The sequence below is a fragment of the Psychrobacter sp. PG1 genome (assembly GCF_014897815.1).
Classification (GTDB): Bacteria; Pseudomonadota; Gammaproteobacteria; order Pseudomonadales; family Moraxellaceae; genus Psychrobacter.
This window is the reverse complement of record NZ_JABUZG010000056.1, coordinates 23,431-39,671: the sequence shown is the minus strand read 5'-3', so window position 1 is coordinate 39,671 and position 16,241 is coordinate 23,431. Positions and strand designations below refer to the sequence as shown.

The 16,241-nt window shown below is 43.1% G+C and carries 13 protein-coding genes; 7 read left to right on the top strand and 6 right to left on the bottom strand.

The annotated features are described in order from the left end of the window. Positions 1 to 28: 28 nt before the first annotated feature. Positions 29 to 658, bottom strand: a complete 630-nt coding sequence (locus INT03_RS07970; RefSeq protein ID WP_193008524.1) for a superoxide dismutase — start codon at positions 656 to 658, stop codon at positions 29 to 31. Positions 659 to 1,214: 556 nt separating this feature from the next. Between INT03_RS07970 and rdgB the strand changes: the two genes are divergently transcribed. The 6 genes from rdgB to INT03_RS07940 all read left to right on the top strand — a co-directional run bounded on the left by rdgB (position 1,215) and on the right by INT03_RS07940 (position 8,824). Then, the gene (rdgB, locus tag INT03_RS07965) at positions 1,215 to 1,868 is read left to right on the top strand and encodes an RdgB/HAM1 family non-canonical purine NTP pyrophosphatase (RefSeq protein ID WP_193008523.1); all 654 of its coding nucleotides are present in this window, start codon (positions 1,215 to 1,217) and stop codon (positions 1,866 to 1,868) included. A 513-nt stretch (positions 1,869 to 2,381) separates the two neighbouring features. Then, positions 2,382 to 3,725 (top strand): trigger factor, encoded by a 1,344-nt coding sequence (tig, locus tag INT03_RS07960; RefSeq protein ID WP_193008522.1) that lies wholly within the window; start codon positions 2,382 to 2,384, stop codon positions 3,723 to 3,725. Positions 3,726 to 4,173: 448 nt separating this feature from the next. Next, positions 4,174 to 4,878 carry an ATP-dependent Clp endopeptidase proteolytic subunit ClpP gene (clpP, locus tag INT03_RS07955; RefSeq protein WP_270896824.1) on the top strand — a complete coding sequence of 235 codons (705 nt, stop codon included), beginning with the start codon at positions 4,174 to 4,176 and terminating at the stop codon, positions 4,876 to 4,878. Between the two features lie 115 nt (positions 4,879 to 4,993). Beyond that, positions 4,994 to 6,307: an ATP-dependent protease ATP-binding subunit ClpX gene (gene clpX / locus INT03_RS07950; RefSeq protein ID WP_193008521.1), complete on the top strand. Its 1,314-nt coding sequence runs from the start codon at positions 4,994 to 4,996 to the stop codon at positions 6,305 to 6,307. A gap of 225 nt (positions 6,308 to 6,532) precedes the next feature. Further along, complete coding sequence (locus INT03_RS07945; RefSeq protein ID WP_193008520.1) at positions 6,533 to 7,543, top strand: SDR family NAD(P)-dependent oxidoreductase; 1,011 nt, start codon at positions 6,533 to 6,535, stop codon at positions 7,541 to 7,543. A 330-nt stretch (positions 7,544 to 7,873) separates the two neighbouring features. Next, complete coding sequence (locus INT03_RS07940; protein WP_087814797.1) at positions 7,874 to 8,824, top strand: c-type cytochrome; 951 nt, start codon at positions 7,874 to 7,876, stop codon at positions 8,822 to 8,824. A gap of 102 nt (positions 8,825 to 8,926) precedes the next feature. Here INT03_RS07940 and INT03_RS07935 read toward each other — a convergent pair whose 3' ends face one another. The 3 genes from INT03_RS07935 to argS all read right to left on the bottom strand — a co-directional run bounded on the left by INT03_RS07935 (position 8,927) and on the right by argS (position 12,911). After that, entirely contained in the window at positions 8,927 to 10,021 is a 1,095-nt protein-coding gene (locus INT03_RS07935; protein ID WP_193008519.1) for a PTS transporter subunit IIC, read from the bottom strand. A gap of 145 nt (positions 10,022 to 10,166) precedes the next feature. Further along, positions 10,167 to 10,979 (bottom strand): SPOR domain-containing protein, encoded by an 813-nt coding sequence (locus tag INT03_RS07930; RefSeq protein WP_193008518.1) that lies wholly within the window; start codon positions 10,977 to 10,979, stop codon positions 10,167 to 10,169. Positions 10,980 to 11,081: 102 nt separating this feature from the next. After that, positions 11,082 to 12,911 (bottom strand): arginine--tRNA ligase, encoded by a 1,830-nt coding sequence (gene argS / locus INT03_RS07925; protein ID WP_193008517.1) that lies wholly within the window; start codon positions 12,909 to 12,911, stop codon positions 11,082 to 11,084. Between the two features lie 726 nt (positions 12,912 to 13,637). Here argS and INT03_RS07920 point away from each other — a divergent pair. Next, a complete protein-coding gene (locus INT03_RS07920; protein ID WP_193008516.1) occupies positions 13,638 to 13,856 on the top strand; it encodes a DUF2788 domain-containing protein in 219 nt (72 codons plus the stop codon). 155 nt (positions 13,857 to 14,011) lie between these two features. Here INT03_RS07920 and INT03_RS07915 read toward each other — a convergent pair whose 3' ends face one another. Both INT03_RS07915 and cmoB read right to left on the bottom strand, forming a co-directional pair. Further along, positions 14,012 to 15,139, bottom strand: coding sequence for a DUF1176 domain-containing protein (locus INT03_RS07915; protein WP_193008515.1), 1,128 nt, complete (start codon positions 15,137 to 15,139; stop codon positions 14,012 to 14,014). 37 nt (positions 15,140 to 15,176) lie between these two features. After that, on the bottom strand, positions 15,177 to 16,199 hold the full coding sequence (gene cmoB, locus INT03_RS07910; RefSeq protein WP_193008514.1) for a tRNA 5-methoxyuridine(34)/uridine 5-oxyacetic acid(34) synthase CmoB: 1,023 nt from the start codon (positions 16,197 to 16,199) through the stop codon (positions 15,177 to 15,179). Between the last annotated feature and the right edge of the window lie 42 nt (positions 16,200 to 16,241).

The following is a 16,241-nucleotide window of genomic DNA, read 5'->3' as shown; positions in this document are numbered from 1 at the left end:
TATTAATCAAAACCTTAAGTTTTAAAGATTACTCTTCAACACCAGCATCTTGACCTTTATATTTTTCGTTTGCGTAGTCCCAGTTCACTAGTTTGTCTAGGAACGTATCAACATAGTCAGGACGACGGTTACGATAATCGATGTAGTAAGCATGTTCCCATACATCACAAGTCAATACAGCAACTTGGTCATGTGCAAGTGGTGTATCAGCGTTAGCCGTTTTGGCGATAGACAGTTTGCCACCGACTTTATCAGCAACTAACCATGCCCAACCTGAACCAAACTGAGTCAATGCTGCATTTTTGAACTCTTCACGGAACTTGTCATAGCTACCGAAATCTTCTTCGATTTTAGCTTTTAGATCGCCAGTAGGTTCGCCGCCGCCGTTCGTTGGCGTCATGCAGTTCCAATAGAACGTGTGGTTCCATACTTGGGCCGCTTGGTTGAACATACCTTGCTTGCTATCATCGTTAGCAGTCGCTAGGATGATTTCTGGCAATGTTTTGTCTTCCAGACCAGAACCTGGTAGCAATTCGTTAAGCTTAGTCACGTATGCATTGTGATGCTTATCGTGATGGAACTCTAAAGTTTCAGCACTGATGTGCGGCTCTAAAGCATCTTTTGCATATGGTAGTTCTGGCAATGTAATGTTTGACATAGTTATTTTATCCTTGCTGTTTAGCCGTCATTTGATAAAAACTCATTATAGAAACTGAATTTTACGCTATTTTTACACCGCAAAAAACACTATAAAATAGCGGACTAAATTGGCTGAGTTTATTGTTTGAAATGAATGTTATTGCTTAATACCGTTTATTGTTTAACACAGTATCACGTATTATTATGAATCCAAAATTAACTTACTTTTGTTACAGTTTGCTCAAAAGCCAAGTGCTTGACTTTATAAGCATTTATTAACTTAATATTCACAAGCCATAAGATATCATTCACTGTAGCTTGGCGGCTATTATAGCAACAGTGGCGACAAATATCAGTTACCAAATGTTATGGATAACACTGTTAGTATAGCCTTTGGTTGTCTATAGACTAAGCGCAGAATGCCTTGCCATGCCAATCGTACTAGGGCACTTAGCTGACTGATAAACTGATGAAACTGGTATTAAGAGACAGCTATAATTTAAAAACTGATCATACTTTCAATAATCATACGTTCACTAACCATATTCTTAATAATGACATAACGGAATAACCCTATGAGCACCACGAATACCTCACGATCCTCTACCCAATCGACCCCTGATAATCAATGGGTGCTCGCCAGTAATAATAAAGGCAAACTGGCTGAGTTTAAAAGGCTGTTTGCCGAGGCAGATTTGGATGTGACAATCATCCCGCAAGGACAGCTTGATATCGAAGATGCAGTTGAGGATGGTTTAAGTTTTGTAGAAAACGCTATTATCAAAGCGCGACATGCCAGCCGTATCAGCGGACTGCCTGCGATTGCTGATGATTCAGGACTATGTGTGCCAGTATTAGGTAACGCACCGGGGATTTACTCCGCTCGCTATGCTGGTGAACATGGCAATGATGGCAAAAACAACGCCAAGCTCATCGCTGACTTACAGCCTATCCGTGATGCGCAAGCTAACGAGCCTATTAAAGGATTATTTGTTTGCGTACTAGCGATGGTGCGCCATGCTGATGATCCGCTACCGATTATCGCGCAAGGTCTGTGGCAGGGTGAGATTTTAGAGTCGCCGCTTGGTGATGGCGGTTTCGGTTATGATCCGCTGTTTTGGTTGCCAAAGTTACAAGCTAGCGCCGCGAGCTTAAGTGCTGCCGATAAAAACCGCATCAGTCATCGTGGTCAGGCGATTCAGCAATTATTGGCGCAGTTACCGTTGTAGATAACCCCTAAAAGCTATAGTCGATTCAATTTATTCCTTTAGCTATTAATGCTGATACAAGAAAGTCTAGTGCAGAGGTACAAATCGTACTCTAAGCGAGATTGACGATGTAGCATATTCAAAGGGGATGGACGATAAAGAGATAATTTTTACTTTAATAAACAGATAGATTATACTGTTCTACTTTTAAAATTTTGTTGAAAGCCGTTATTTGTCTGTATAATTCACCAAAAAGCGTTATTATTCGGTGCATTAACGGTTTATGATTGATATCTGATAGCGCCTATTACTAAGATACCCGTTTCACATTTTAGTATCAGTCAGCGCCAGTGGTGACCAAAGGCGATTGCTCAAGGTACTGACTTTGACATTGCGCGCTATCGCTATCCCCTATTTATTCCAACGGCAACCCATGGTACACGCCCGTAATTTGAGGCACGGTTTGTCTATTACCATTTAACCCTAAGTACTATTTAATCAAACGTACTATTTAATCCTAAAGGTGTAATTAACATGGCTACAGATTTACAAGTCACAACCAACAAGTTATCTAATAAAGAAACCCAATTGACAGTTAAAGTACCTGTCGAAAAAATTCAAAACAAAGTCGAAGGTCGTATTCGCCAAGTTGCGAAAACTGCCAAGATTGACGGTTTCCGTAAGGGTAACGTCCCTATGTCACACATCCGCTCTCAGTACGGTGCTGGCATTCAACAAGAAGTCATCAACGATGTGATCCGTGATACCGTTTTTGAAGCGATCAAATCTGAAGACATCCGCGCGGTTGGCATGCCTAACATCGACGACGTAAAACTTGAAGATGATTTCTTGGTTTATCAAGCCACTGTTGAAATCTTCCCAGAAGTAGACGTACAAGGTATCGATGAGATCGAAGTTGAGCGTCACACGGCTAAAGTAAGCGAAGAAGACGTCGACACTATGATCGAAAACCTTCAAAAGCAACGTGAAGAATTCGTTGAGAAAAAAGGTAAAGCGGACAAAGGCAATCAAGTAACTTTTGACTTTGAAGGCTCTATCGATGGCGAAAAATTCGAAGGCGGTTCTGCTGAAGACTTTAAACTGGTTATCGGTAGCAACCAGATGATTCCTGGTTTTGAAGCGGGTATCAAAGGCATGAAAGCTGGCGAAGAGAAAGTTATCGACGTGACTTTCCCAGAAGATTACCAAGCTGAAAACTTAGCGGGTAAAGAAGCTCAGTTCAAAATCAATGTCAAATTGGTTGAAAAATCTAAGCTACCTGAAATCAACGAAGAGTTCCTTGAGCTATTCGGCGTGAAAGAAGGCGGCGTTGAGAAGTTGAAAGAAGACGTTCGCAAAAACATGGAACGCGAAATCAAAAACGCGGCTCGTAGCCAAGTTAAGCAAGCGACTTTTGACGCATTGCTAGAAAAGAACGAGTTTGACGTACCAAACGCCATGCTAGAGCAAGAAATCGAGCGTCAACGCAACATGATGATGCAACGTTTTTCTCAGCAGTTCGGTGCCAATGCTGATAGCTTCGATAAAGACATGCTACCAAATGAGCTATTTGAAGAGCAAGCGCTACGTGCTGCCCGTCTTGGCATCATCGTTGCTCGCGTTATCGATACCAAAGGCTTAGAAGTCGATCAAGAACGCGTTGAAACCTTCATCAAAGAAGCGGCTGAAAACTACGAAGATCCAAGTGAAGTAATCGAATACTACACCAATGACAAGCAGCAGCGCGCTAACATTGAGTCTGTGGTATTAGAAGACCAAGTAGTTGATTATTTAATTGAGCAAGGTAAAGTAACTGACAAAGAAGTTAGCTACCAAGACCTATTAGCTGCACAGCAACAACAGCAGCAAGGCATGTAATTTAGTGAGATAACTTAGCAATTTGCCATTCAATGGCAAATTGCTAATCTCAATCTAAACACGCTCTAACATAATGCTCTAACGCAATGCTCTAACATATGTGTTAGGGCATTTTTATTGGGGATTTATATGCTATCTTTATGGACAGTTTATCACCAAGCCCCTTGATAAATGGTTACAGACGCCTTATTAATAGTGAGTCAATCATTTTATTAATAGCACTCATGTTATAAATAGAAAATTATTTTTCACATGAAAAAGTTACTATTGCCTCAATAAAAAAGTTACCATTAGCTCAATTATTTTTAGCGATATCTGGCGCTTATTATTTCAGCCAGCGAATATTATTAAAAAGCGGCAACATCTAGCATGATGAGCAGCCATACAAGCGTAGCCGCTCGCTAGCTTCAATCCCTTTATTTTATGTACTTATAAACAGGACATCTTTATGACAGATTATGATCGCATCACTGCCAACCCACATTTTGATATGCTGATGAGTGCGCACAATGACGCACAAGGCATGCAATATACCCAAAGCGCCCCTCAAGCTGCGCATGCAGCATTAGTGCCAATGGTCGTTGAACAATCCTCTCGCGGTGAACGCTCGTTTGATATTTTCTCTCGTCTATTGCGTGAGCGCGTTATCTTTTTGACCGGTCAAGTCGAAGACCATATGGCCAATCTAATCGTCGCACAGTTGCTATTTTTAGAAGCAGAAAACCCAGACAAAGACATTCATTTGTATATCAATTCACCAGGCGGCTCAGTGAGTGCAGGCTTGGCAATCTTTGATACCATGAACTTTATCAAACCTGAAGTATCGACCATCTGTATGGGCGGCGCTTATAGCATGGGTTCATTCTTATTAGCGGCTGGTCAAAAAGGCAAGCGTTACTCTCTTGCCAATGCTCGTGTCATGATTCATCAGCCTTCAGGCGGCGCGCAAGGTCAAGCAACCGATATCGAAATTAATGCGCGTGAAATTCTAAAAACGCGTGCCCGTTTAAATGAGATTTTGGCAGAACGTACTGGTCAACCATTAGAGAAAATTGAAAAAGACGTTGAGCGTGACTTTTGGTTAGATGCGAAAGAAGCCAAAGAATACGGTCTGGTTGATGAAGTATTAGAGCGCCGCCCTACTTCTTTATAATTACCGCATAAGAGCAAAAGCTTTGATGGGCATCAAAAGCCTGAGCGTTATACGTTTTGGCTTTGATGTAAAAAATCAAAATATTTGTAAGTTTTAAATTTTAGGAGCGCCTTTTATGGCAGAAGATAACACCCCGCATTGCTCGTTTTGCGGCAAAGCCAAAAGCGATGTACAGCAGCTGATTGCCGCTGACGATGCCAATATCTGTAATGAATGTATTGAGCTATGTACCGATTTAATCGCTGATAGCGCCGAAGATGGTGATGATGAGAGCGACATTGATACTTCTTGGGTCAATAAAAAGCTACCAACGCCAAAAGAGCTGCGTGCCAAGCTTGATGAATACGTCATTGGACAAGACGCTGCTAAAAAAGCACTAGCAGTTGCCGTTTATAACCATTATAAGCGTCTAAAAGTTAGCCAAACCTTAGCCAATGACAGCAAAAAAGCGAAGATTGGCGCTGACGATGCCATGGTTGAGTTGGCTAAGAGCAATATCTTACTGATTGGCCCAACGGGTTCTGGTAAGACCTTGCTGGCGCAAACCTTGGCGCGTCTACTGGATGTGCCTTTTGCAATGGCCGATGCGACGACCTTGACCGAAGCAGGTTATGTCGGTGAAGATGTCGAAAACATCGTGCAAAAACTTTTGCAAGCATCAGATTATGATGTCAGTAAAGCGGAACAAGGCATCATCTATATCGATGAGATTGATAAAATCAGTAAGAAAGGCGACAACCCGTCTATCACCCGTGATGTGTCAGGCGAAGGCGTACAGCAAGCGTTGCTAAAGCTTATCGAAGGTACGGTTGCTGCCATTCCGCCGCACGGTGGGCGCAAACATCCACAGCAAGAGCTGATCCAAGTTGATACGAGTAACATCTTAATCATCGTCGGCGGGGCGTTTGCCGGTCTTGATGCGGTTATTCAGCAGCGTACAGAAAAAGGCGGTATTGGCTTTAATGCGGATGTCAGCTCAAAAGACGATAGCAAACGCAGCTCAGAATTACTGCAACAAGTAGAGCCTGAAGATTTGATCAAATTTGGGCTTATTCCTGAGCTCATCGGTCGTCTTCCTGTTCTCGCTGCACTCACAGAGCTGGACGAGGACGCATTAGTTCAGATATTGACGGAACCAAAAAACGCCTTGGTTAAGCAATATAAGTATCTATTCGATATGGAAGGCGCTGACATTAGCTTTACCAAAGAAGCGCTCGATGCGATTGCCAAAAAAGCCATGGCGCGTAAGACTGGTGCTCGTGGTTTGCGTTCTATCGTTGAAAATGCGCTCCTTGAGACCATGTACGAGTTGCCTTCGATGAAGAATGCCAAGACTGTCATCGTCGACGAGCAAGTGATTAATGAAGGTAAAACACCTGAAATCATCTTTTCTACCGACGACTCAGAGCAAATAGCGATAGATGCTTAGCGGTGGTTATCAGCTTTATTAAAACTGTCATTGAAGTAAAGGCGTCTAGCATATCTTATGCTAGACGTTTTTTTATGGCTGCTCACTTATGATCTTTTTACGACAGCCAATGTATGGGTAAAGTGACAGCGGCGTCTATCAATCGTTCACAGCTAAAACCACAAAGCATGCTAAGGTAAATGTGCTACCAACACCTATCACTGATGAAACAAAGGACTGTTTATCATGCTTAACAATGTTACTTCTATCGCAACCTCATTACGTCAACATTTGCCTTTTCATACCACGACAGACCAAGATATTGCGCCTTATTATCATAATCATGTCGCGGCTATTACGGGTGCTGGCTCTGGTATGGGGCGCGAGTTGGCTATTCATTTGGCAAAGATGGGCTGCCACGTGGCGCTCTCTGATATCAACGCGGTGCAACTGGCACAGACCAAAGAATTGCTCGTCGGTTATAATATCAAAGCGACCATGACAGTACTTGATGTCTCAGACAATAAAGCCGTGGAAGCGTGGGCAGATAGCGTCATGGCAGACCATGGCAAAGTGAACTTCATCTTTAATAATGCAGGCGTGGCGCTATATTCGACCGTAGAAGGCAGTAGCATTAGCGAGCTTGAATGGGTGATGGACATCAATTTTTGGGGTGTGGTCTATGGCACCAAGGCATTTTTGCCATTGATTAAAAATAGTGTCAAACAAAGCGAATCGACGAATGGCAGCAAAAAAAACAGATCGCGCCAATTTAACGAGCATGGTCACATCATTAATATCTCAAGCCTGTTTGGCTTAACCGCGCAGCCGTCACAATCTGCGTATAACGCCAGTAAATTTGCTGTACGCGGCTTTACTGAAAGCTTGCGTCAAGAGCTAGATATTCAGCGCTGCGGTGTGTCAGCGACCTGCATTCATCCCGGCGGGATTAAAACCAATATTGCCAATAGTGCCCGTGGCAATGATAGTATCAATGATATTGGCATGCGTACTGGCCCCAAAGCCATTCAGAGCTTTAATAAATTCCTGAAATTTGATGCAAGCAATGCCGCTTTGATTATTTTGCAGGCTGCCGCGACCAATCAACCGCGCTGTCTGATTGGCAATGATGCCAAAATAATCGACGCGGTACAGCGTGTCTTTCCAGCGACATACAGTCAAATATTGAACGATGTCCATACGCTCTCTCGTAAGCTCAAACCACGCCGCCATAAAAAACCAAGCACACCAAAATAATATATTCTAAGAGTATTTGCCCACAAAAAAGCGCTTAAATATTGATAATATTTAAGCGCTTTTTTGATCGATAGAATTTCAATACTGTCTTTCAATATCGTTCTTCATACGGTATGAAATTAATTCATATCACTCTAAAGCCAAAACACTTTATCTATTTATATACTTTAAGTATTTAATATTTGGTACAATTATGTTTCTAGCAACTTACAGATTGATGACTCATTCAGATTTTTTGCACAAAAATTAAGATTACTTCTGTCATTCTGACAGCTAAATTATCATAAAAATATATTATTACATATTATTTTTGATAATAAGGATATTCCAATGAAAATACTTTTAAGGGTCAAACCCTCTTCCTCCGTTTTACTGGCTGCTATCTTTGCTATTGGTGCAGTTAGCCTGTCAGGCTGTAGTGAATCAGATACTAAGGCTGTCGACCGTGTCGAAGAAGCTGAAGCATTAGCCCGTGTTAAGTCACTTGAGGCACGTGCCGCAGAAATTAAAGACGAGATGGCTGCAAATCCAAGCGCCAAACTGACCGTTAGCATGCCAGATGAATCCACTATTCCAGATGATGAGTTTGGCGCAGCAGTACGTCGCGGCTTACAAATCGCCAATCATACTTATAAAGAGATGCCTGACAATGTCGGCAACCAGTTGAACTGTACCAGCTGTCACTTGGGTAACGGCTCAGAGGCTTACGCAGCGCCTTGGAATGGCATGCCGGGCATTTATCCTATTTATCGGTCACGTGCTGGTCGCGTTAATTCAATACAAGAGCGCATCAATGGCTGTTTTGAACGCTCAATGAATGGCAAAGCACTTGACCTAGGTTCAGATGATATGAATGCGATGGTGTCTTATATGAGCTGGCTATCACAGGGCTTGCCTTATGGCGTCTCGCCTGAAGGTCGCGGTTTTGTTAAGGTAGACAAAACTTTAGAGCCAAATACGGACAATGGCAAAAAGCTGTTTGCTGAAAAATGTAGCGTTTGCCATGGTGAAAATGGCGAAGGTCAATATAATGACGATGGCACTTATATCTATCCAGCAGTAGCTGGAGACAAGTCCTTCAACGATGGTGCAGGTATGGCGCGAACTTATACAGCAGCTGCCTTTATCAAAGGCAAAATGCCCTTTGGTCAAGGTAACTCGCTTAGTGACCAAGAAGCGGTCGATATTGCCGCTTACTTTACCCATCTGCCGCGACCTATCAAAGCCAACAAAGACAAAGACTGGCCCAATGGTGATGCCCCTAAAGATGTACGCCGCTAGTTTTAAGCACCTTTAAAAATTACCATAAAAAAGCCCAGTTATTTAATAGCTGGGCTTTTTTATTATGGACAGTTAGGACAATTTGCGTCCTTTATCTCTAATTTAAGGCAATTTCATATCACCATCAACCAGCCAGCCCACGCGGCGCATCACATGAGCGACCACCCCTGCAATTAGGGCAGGTAATACAAACATCAACAAAATAATCGCTGTCCATAACTGAGTACTACTCATGATTTCTTGTGACGCTTCAATCACTCCAAATACGCCGACCAATCCGGCGGTACCCATACCCGCACCCGTTGCTGTACATGCCAGTCCAAAACCTACTGTCGCAATAGGACCAACGATGGCGCTGGCAATCACAGCAGGCAACAACACCAGCGGTTTTTTTAATACATTAGGAATCTGTAGCATACTGGTGCCCAGACCTTGAGATATTACGCCACTGACGCCGTTGTCTTTAAAGCTTGCAACGGCAAAACCAATCATGTGTGCCGCACAGCCTACCACTGCTGCCCCGCCTGCTACGCCACCAAGCCCAATTGCGATACAAATAGCAGCGCTGGACGTTGGCAATGTCAATAAAATACCCACCACCACTGCAATCACAATACCCATTAACAGAGGCTGTAACTCAGTGGCCGCTTGAATACCTTGACCAATGGCAGCGACCGCAGCGACGATAGGTGGATTCAATAGGGCGCAAACTGCTAATGCTACCGCGCATACCAATAAAGGAACCAATAGAATATCGAGCTTGGTTTTGCCAGCGACCCAAGTACCAGCACGATAAGCAAATACCGAGGTCAAATACGCCCCTATCGGATTGCCCGGTAAGGCGGCAAAGGTCGCAGGTCCGCCTACTTGGGGCGTAAATAACGTCCCTGCCATTAATGCTTCAGAGTGTGCGCCAAGCATACCCGCCACCAAGCAGCTGAGCATGACGAGCGTCGGTGCTTTAAGGTAATAGGCGATACCTACTCCGATACCCGCACCCATTAGTACTGAGGCAAGCTTGCCCACCGCAACCAATGCGGGCAAATCTAACCAGCCACCGATTTGCGAGATGATTAGACCAGCAATCAATGTGACAAATAGCCCTAAAGCCATACCAGTAAACGCATCAATAAAATACTTTTGGAAAAATGCTTTAATAAAGCCAGTAAGCGGTGTTGCTAAATGAGAGACTGTCATAGCCATGCTCTTTATAAAATTTTTGATGAAAGGTAATAAACCAACAGAAAAATAACTTTGCTAAAAATCAGAGATAAAAAAAACGTCATTGCGACGCTTTTTTTATTATTCATAAAGAACTATAACTGTCATTAACCAGCATAACTTAACGACGCTGTTCAACAATAATGGAGTCAATACCGTTATTCTGTAGGCGCTGCTGAGCAGTGGTTACTGCTTGGCGGTTATTCATCGGGCGAGAAATAACTTGATAGATTGGCAAACCATTACCCGTCGTATTCTTGACCACGCGAGCGTCTACACCTGCCATCAACACTTGAGCACGGCGGCGATCTGCTTCATCCGCATCACCGAAGCTGTTGATCTGCAAAATGTAAGTTGCCGCAGGTTTTGCAGCCTGAACGCTAGCAGTACCTGCGCCCGTATTATTGGACGTATTATTGCTACTAGCAGGCGTCGATCCATCATAGGTCGCGTCTTCTTCAACGATCACAATGTCATCGCCGCTATTACTGGTAGCAGCGCTATTGCCACGACTGGGCGCAATCACTGTATTTTCAGAGATACCAAAGTTACCAGTATCATCATTGCGACTGGCTGAGCCATCTTCAGGTTGAGTCACCACCACATCAGGCTCAAAGGTACTGATATCCCCTATGCGATCATTGCCTGTCTCAGCAATATCTTCATCAGGAATAGTCGCCATCTCTTGATTGGGCAAAATATCATAGAACTCATAATCACCATTATCAGTATCAGTGTCGACACGTGGCTGTACCTGACGATCAGGATCATTACCAGCGGTGCTGTCAGCGGGACTGAAATCAAATAATGGTGACAAGTATATAAATACCCCTATCATAAGGGTCAATACAGCCCCGACAAACATCCACAATAAGCCTGATACGCTACTTGTTTTGCGTTTTTCAGTCGCACCTTTAGGTTTTTTGGCTAGCATGGATCTGGTTCTCCCTACTGAATCTAACTATCATCAAATTATGGCTGGCAGTCATCTATACTCATACTACATGTTAGAAAGTTACTATATACTAGAAAAAAACTACATGCTAGATGGTGCCGACAACCCTAACAAACTAAGACCATTGGCCAATACTTGGCGCACGGCTTTAGACAAACGCAAACGGGCTTGCATCAATTCCATCTCATCCGAGCTTGGTGTCTCACCTGAGGTCAAACTCACTGGCAAAATGCGATTGCTGTCATACCAACCATGAAATAGCGCTGCCAACTCTTTAAGATAGTTGGTCAAAACATGTGGCTCATAACCCGTCGCGGCGCGTAATAACGTCGCTGGATATCCTGCTAATAATTTAATCAGCTCGTCTTCGTTTGGTGCGCTAAGTAAGTTTTGATGTTCTAAACCAATCGCATCGTCTACGACAAGACCACTGTTTTGTAGCTTTTCTAATACTCGGCAAACACGGGCATGCGCGTATTGAATGTAATACACTTGATTGTCTTTGCTTTGTGATTTAGCCAGCTCCAAATCAAAATCAATATGCACTTCAGGCTTACGGGCGACATAATAAAAACGCGCGGCGTCGTTACCAACTTCGGTACGTAAATCACGCAGGGTGACAAATTGACCTGAACGCGAGGACATTTGCACTTTTTCACTACCACGCCATAGTGCAACAAATTGCACAAGCACCACATCTAAACGCTCAGCATCAATACCAAGCGCCAATAAAGCGGCTTTTACGCGTGGCACATAACCATGGTGATCGGCACCCCAAACATTGACCACTTTATCAAAACCGCGATCAAATTTGTTTTTGTGATAGGCGATATCAGAAGCAAAATAAGTAGATTGACCATTGGCACGGCGCACAACACGGTCTTTTTCATCACCAAAATCGGTTGATTTAAACCAAATATTACCGTCTTTTTCGTATAGATAGCCTTTTTCATCTAAGGTTTGCAAGACTGGCTCAATATCGCTATCAATAGACCGTTCGCTAAACCAGCACTCGTAGCGCACACCAAAGTCATTTAAGTCATCTTTGATATCGGCTAAAATACTGCTCAATGCCGCATTTAAAAACAGCTCATAACCTTCACCAAGCAAGGCTTTACTGTTGGCAATCAAGCCATCAATATGCGCTTCTTTGTCACCTGATAGCAGTGTTTTTTCGCCGTCCGCATTGACCTCAAACTCAGCATCTGCTGGCAAATCTTTGGCGATTGCTGCAAAGCTATGAACGTAATGATCACCATGTTGCGCTTTTAATGTTTGGGCGATGTCACTGACATAATCACCTTGATAACCATTGACTGGGAAGATTATTTGCTCGCCATTGGTTTCCAGATAACGCAAATAGGTACTGGTCGCCAAGATATCCATTTGACGACCGGCGTCATTGACATAATATTCACGCGTGACGTCATAACCAATCGCTTCCAGCAAGTTTGCCACGCTCATACCGAACGCTGCACCGCGACCATGCCCAACGTGCAAACTTGACGTTGGATTGGCAGAGACAAACTCAACCTGAATTTTTTGCCCGTCAAACTGATCGCTTAAACCAAAGCGATCTTGCAAGGCAAAGACATCATCTAATACCGCAAATTTGGCTTCCGCATTTAAGAACACGTTAATAAAGCCTGGACCTGCGATTTCTACTTGGCGAATGTCTTGGTTTTCAGGCAGCGCATTGACGATTTTTTCGGCAAGCTGTCGTGGATTGACCTTGGCAGCTTTGGCCGCTGTCAGCGCGATATTACTGGCGAAATCACCATGGCTTAAGTCTTTAGTACGGGTGATTTGGCTATTATTTTGCCAATCGCTTGGTAACGTGCCATCTGCTTGTAGGGTTTGAATCGCATCGTTAAATAGTGATGCAAGTGTATCAATTTGGGCTTGTGACATAAGGATTTGAACTCAGTTAAATAAACAACAAAAACGGTATAAAAATGTGGCGAATGCGAGCAGCCAATAACTGCCTATTATAATAGCGACCGACATTGCAGGGGATAAAATAATACAAAAAAGATAAGTAACCTGTAAATATAACAATCTTTGCCCTGCATTGCACCATTTGCACCAAAATTAGCACTAAAATCTTACGGTTATGACAGTTAACACTGATAATTTAGGTGACTAGGACGTGTCCTCATTTTAAAAATGGTGATAAACATGAGATAAATTGCCGTCAAACAAGGAAAGTAGCGCAAATAATATCGAGATATTGATAAGCTATTTGACGATGTTTGGCAAAATTTAGCCCTTTTTAGCCCTTTTAGAGGATGATGGATTGAATTGAAGACACGCTCTAACAAGAGTTGTCTGTGCTTTCATTCACGATAAGTCAGATTGAAATATTTTAAATAGATCAGGATTTAGCGCTGTTACCGATCAGTCAACCCTGCAAATTGTAGCGTTACTGTTGTCTCATACTTAGCAGCAGTTTATACCTGCTCGCTTCCGCGTTATAATAACGGTTTGTATTGCTGCCTGCTTTTTTCTGACTTATTTTATGGATTACTGCTTATATCATGAATGGTGATACTTCATTTTGAAGGCAATTATTATCAAAAGATCCATAAAATAATAGAAATAAATAAAGACGGCGTTACTACTTTATAGGATTATGCCATGTTTGCTATTGCTGCCAATACAGTTACCAGTTGGGGATTGTATGTTTTACTACCCATATTCATCGCCTTCTTATTTTTTATTATGTGGGATATCTCTAAAGAATCTCAAGCTGGGCGCGCGGGCACATTTTGGATTTTCTTAGCACTAGGCGCAGGGTTTGTGGGCTTCTTACTCAAGCTATTGTTGGAAGTCGCTTTTAAAAGGTGGTTGATATAGTTTTTATATAATTAAGCAGTATCCTCACTGTCAATGATAGGTAATAAATAACTCGCCTATCACTGTAAATAGACGGTTAAATAATCAATTAAAAAATGCATGGCTCATGACGGCTTCACTTTATAGTGTGGCAATCATTCCTATGAAAATATCACTCACTGAGCCTTGCTATCATTTTTTACGACTTCACTCACGTAAGTTGGTAAATCCCACGCACCACCAGCAAAACCGCGACACATTCCTGAGCTGGAATCTTCCGATTTGGCAAATGTTTGACCATTCCAAACCCATATCGCATGATTCCAGCAGTCACCCAAGCCTCGATCTTTATGGGTGGCCCAAATCTCGCCATCAGAATAGTCATTGCCTGCCGTAGTGATCAGTTTTGGCTTGCTTGGTTTGTCATGATTAATAAGCCAATAACCTGAACTTTCATTATATGCGCCTTGCCAGCACAGGTGGCTAGCAAGCGTATGGGTGGCATCTACGGGTGTAAATGTCCAATCCAGTCTATCAACACCATACTCTTGCATTCGTTGATACACTTCGGTTTTTGGATTAATCAGCTCACAGTCTCCCATATCATCTTCAGAGCCTATAAGCTCCTTGGCATCAATATCGATCCACTTGTTTATATTCGCTTGAAAATAAGCCAACTTTGACGAATCCATTTGCTTATTGTCAGCATAGGCATATGCTTTTTTAATCACAGGTTTCGCTTTTGCTGCTTTAGGCGTTTGCCGATTTGGATTGTTTTTACTAACCAGTGCCAACGGTGTGCCGACGCGACCTTGTACTTCGTCAAGCTTGAGCAGCACGGCACTCATACCTTTGTCGCTAATAGACCAATTTTCATCACCCGCTCTTATCTCTATCTTAGTATTTTGACGCGAATGACTCAGAAGTTGCTGAGTGTGCTTGGCGGTTAAATCGTACGCAGAACCATCAGCATCTGGTTGTAGCATGCCTTGGTTTTTGCCATTTAACCACAGTCCAGCACTATGGTAGGTTTTGTCTGAAGTTTCTGATAAAAACTGGATTTGGGCAATCGGCAAGGCTTTTTTGGGTATGACAGTTAATAAAATAGAAGCTGGCGTATCGAACATACTCTCATCTGCATAACCTGCTGCGCGACAAGTCAATGTATTATCGCAAACCACTTGCCAATCATCCTGCACAAAGCCCCACCCTTCAAATGGCGTACCATAGGCAGCATGAGCTGATATGGACGTCAATGGCAATAAACCCATCATAGCGCTGAGCAAAATCATTATTTTTTTCACTACCCATTTTCCTTATGAGTGATACAGTACGCACGCGCTACTTTTTGGCAATCAAAGTTGCACGCATCGGCGCAGGATAGCCTTCAAGGGTTTTGCTGGAATCATTAGGATCTAAGAAGTCGGATAGCGAATGATAGGTCATCCACTCCGTTTTGCGCTGCTCTTCTGTTAAAGTCACTGCGACATCAACGCAGCATACCTCTGAGAATCCTGCTTTTTCTAGCCAGCCTATCAATGCGGCGACTGATGGTAAAAAATACACGTTATTCATCTGGGCATAGCGGTCGTGTGGCACCAGTACGGTATTGGCATCACCTTCGATAACCAAGGTTTCAAGCACCAGCTCACCGCCTTTGACCAACTGCCCTTTAAGCTGTTGTAAATGCTCAAACGGCGATTGGCGATGATAGAGCACACCCATGCTAAATACGGTATCAAATAATTGGCTATGCTCGGGCAAGGCTTCAAGTGGTACGGGGATATAATGCGTTCTATAGCTATCAGCAGCCCCGACAAAATGCCGAATCGCCATAAACTGATGATAAAACAAGCATGACGGATCAATGATAATGACTGTATCTGCTCCTGCCCCTGCCATACGCCAGCCGTGATAGCCAGAGCCACCACCCACATCTAATACGCGACGACCTTTTAAATTACTTAAATGCGGTGCGACTCGTTGCCACTTCCAATCGCTGTGCCATTCAGTATCAATCAATATTGGATTGCCTTCTTCACTACCAATTTGAAAAGGCCCTTTGCGCCACGGCATGAGCTGCTTTAATAATGCCATTGTTTGTTTGCGCTGAGACTGATTAAGACTCGCATCAATCGTCAGGACATCACTGTTCAGATCGACGTTATTGACGGTTAGTTCTGGCAAACGAGCGACTGACGCTTGATAAGCAGGTGCATGCGCATAGTTGGCTTTGTCTTTTATATCACCTAACCATGTTGGCAGTCGGGTCAGCCATTCATAAGCACTTGGCTGCTGCTGTGCCAGCTCTAGTAGGGTTAGATATAGTTCGCGTTCGGCGTGAATAATAGTATCGTTAAGCATAAAAGCAGATTACCGTATTGATCAAAAAAAACTGTGTTAAAA